Source organism: Mesorhizobium sp. M0833, assembly GCF_040319905.1.
Taxonomy (GTDB): domain Bacteria; phylum Pseudomonadota; class Alphaproteobacteria; order Rhizobiales; family Rhizobiaceae; genus Mesorhizobium.
In genome coordinates, this window is sequence record NZ_JAMYOQ010000075.1 from 1 (window position 1) to 3,136 (window position 3,136).

Annotated in this window: 1 protein-coding gene and 1 pseudogene; both read left to right on the top strand. The window is 57.9% G+C overall.

What is annotated here, in order from left to right; translation table 11 throughout:
• The first annotated feature begins 317 nt into the window (after nucleotides 1-317).
• Nucleotides 318-1,664: an ArgE/DapE family deacylase gene (locus tag NKH98_RS32735; RefSeq protein WP_352904300.1), complete on the top strand. Its 1,347-nt coding sequence runs from the start codon at nucleotides 318-320 to the stop codon at nucleotides 1,662-1,664.
• Nucleotides 1,665-1,742: 78 nt separating this feature from the next.
• A pseudogene (locus NKH98_RS32740) lies at nucleotides 1,743-2,834 on the top strand (IS5 family transposase).
• The last annotated feature ends 302 nt before the right edge of the window (nucleotides 2,835-3,136 follow it).

Genomic DNA, 3,136 nt, shown 5'->3' on the forward strand with positions numbered 1-3,136 from the left:
ATGGTATTCCACCTGCTCACATGGATTACGGATAACGCGGGCAACGATAATTTCTTGTCGGATTGTGCGCTGGTTGAGAAGTCCGGCGGTGTTTTGTTGACTAAGACCTCGCGAGATCTCGTCGAAGTCTAGAAGCGCGCTCGAGACAAGTGTCCAAAGGTAAACAGGCGTGTCCAGCATCGATGGCGCCATGGCGGAGGCGATCAGTCGTCCAACTGGATGCCTAGAACTAGCGGCATTTTGCCCGGCTGGTGGGCAATAAAGTTCGGCTTCGCCTCATGGTGAGGTAGCGGCTAAAAAAATTCAGGAGGGCAGACGTGGGCGAACCCCCATCTTTGCAGTATTCCACTATTGAGCCTGTGCTCAGCAACCGTCAAATCGAGCGCATCATCAAGGCGGTTGAGGACCGCTTCGATGAGCAGGTCGAGTTTTTGACGCGGCTGGTGCGTGCTGCCTCGCTTCGAGGCAATGAAGCTAGTATTCAGAAAATTGTCTCCAACGCGCTCGAAGAACGTGGCTATGACGTTCGCAGCTTCGCGATCGATCCAGCTCGCATCGGCAAGGATCCGGCTTTCTCACCGACCAGATTTGAACTCAAAGACTCTACCATTGTTGTTGGCTCGAAGCGGCCGCCGCGAGAAGGCGGTAGGTCTCTGGCACTCAACGCACATGTTGATGTTGTGCCGGTCGGCACAAGCGCCCGTTGGAGATATGAGCCGTTCTCGGCCACTCGCAACGGGGACTGGCTCTATGGCCGTGGTGCGGGTGACATGAAAGCTGGTTTGGCTGCAAACCTGTTTGCCCTCGATGCGCTGTCGGCCGCGGGCTTCGACCTGAAAGGCCCGGTTCAATTTCAGTCCGTCATTGAAGAAGAGACCACAGGCAATGGAGCGGCAATGGTTCTCGCGGAGGGTTTCCGCGCCGATGCAGTTCTCATTTCGGAGCCTACCGATGAGAAGCTTGTCAGCGCGAATACCGGCGTCATGAAATTTGCTGTCACGCTCCAAGGGGTTTCCGCTCATCCATTCGAGGTCGCCGCCGGCAGGAGCGCAATCGATATCGCAATTCGGACTATCGAGCATCTGCGCCAGCTCGAACAAGAGTGGATCGCGGAGCGACCCATATCTCAGCCCGATTTCGCCTGTGTCGACAACCCAATAGCTTTGACAATCGGCACGATATCAGGAGGCGAGTGGCTCGCCTCGGTTCCCAGCGAGTGCCGTTTTGAAGGCCGCATTGGCTTCTACCCCGGCGAGATGGCAGAGGCGCGGGCCGTAAGGTTTGAGAGCTTTCTCAGAAAGGCATTTTCGAACGACCCGCAGCTGAAAGGATGCCCCGAGCCGGAGATCGAATGGGTCGGTGTCAAGCAGGGTGGATATGTTCTTACGCCAGGAAGCGAAGCGGAAGCACTTCTGGCGAAAGCGCACTCCCTCGCCGACAGTTGCGAAAGGGAACTTCAGCGCTTCGTAATGCCTTGCTACCTCGACGCTGCTGTCTTCACCTTACACGGAGACATGACCAGCCTTGTCTACGGACCAGTTGCCGAACACATTCATGCTGTTGATGAGCGAGTGAGCCTATCGTCGCTGTTGCGGGTTACCAAGGCTATCGCTCTGTTTGCCGCGTCTTGGTGTGGAATAGAGGCTGTGGCCGAGCAAGTGTAGCCCTAGCACGAACAGTTGGACACCTCGAAGAACCTCCCCAACTTGATCGTTTTCTGATTCACTGCGCTGGTGATTTGCATGGAGGCGATCGATGCGGGACAGGCGGGGTTCTGGGATATTGAGGAGCGCTATGTCCGGCTGAGCGAGGCGGGCGATCCGCTGGAAAAGCTGAACGCGGTGGTGCCTTGGGAGGTCTTCCGCAAACCGCTGGCTAAGGGACTGAAGCGCTCGGATGGCGCGAAGGGCGGTCGCCCTCCCTACGGCCCGGTGATGATGTTCAGGATCATGGGTGCTGCAGGCGCTTTACAGCCTGTCCGACGACTAGGCCGAATTCCAGATCCAGGACCGACTTTCCTTCATGCGGTTCCTCGGGCTGGGGCTCGGCGACCGGGTGCCGGATGCAAAGACGATCAAGATGTTCCGCGAGCATCTCACGCAGGCCCGCGCGGTGGAGAACCTGTTCGCCCGTTTCGACAAGCATCTCGCCAAGGCCGGCTATCTTGCAATGGGGGGCCAGATCGTCGACGCCACGATCTGTCGGCGCCTAAACAGCGAAATACCGATGCCGAGAAGGCCGACATAAAGGCGGGCAAGGTTCCGGAGGCCAGGAAGGATGATCCCGCGAAACTGCGGGAGAAGGATCGGGACGCGCGCTGGACGGTCAAGTTCTCGAAAGCCAAAGTGGCCGAGGACGGAAAGGCGCAGCAGCGCGATATCGCCATTCCAGCCTTCGGTTACAAAAACCATGCCACCATCGATCGCCGGCACGGCTTCATCCGCGGCTGGAACGTCACGAGGGCGTCAGCCTATAACGGGGCGTAGCTTCGCAATGTGCTCAACCGCGCGAACACCGGCTCGACCGTGTGGGCCGACACCGCCTATCGCTCGAAGAAGAACGAGGAGTGGCTCGATCGGAACGGCTATGTCTGCGACATCCACCAGAAGAAGCCGAAAGGTCGGCCGATGAGCGAGACGACGTCTCGATCAAACGGCCGGCGCTCAAAGATCCGCGCCTTCGTCGAGCACGTCTTCCCACGGCAGAAGGCACAAATGAAGCTCTTCATCCGCACCATCGGTATCGCCCGCGCCACAACCAAAATCGGCATGACAAATCTCGCCTACAATCTGATGCGCTACGTCTGGCACGAGGGGAGAAGTGCGTCCGCGTGACGGTATGGCGGCAAAAAACGCCGCCACATAGCAGAAATCAACCATCCATCAGCACAGTAGCGCGGAAACCTGCGCAGGCCCCGGTTCAGTTACCACGCCCATTCTTGCGCCTCTTTGCCTCAGAAACGGCGGTAAATCAAGGTGTCCAGTTGTCGGATGATGATGATGTCGCCGGAAGTGCTGTGTCGGTAGCAAATCAAGTTGTCCGGTTTGGTAGCACATCATTTGTCCGCTTCAGTTTTGCGTCGAAGCGGTTCACGCGGCTTGCCCGGTGCGGCAGGTTTCTTGGATTATGGCGCCGT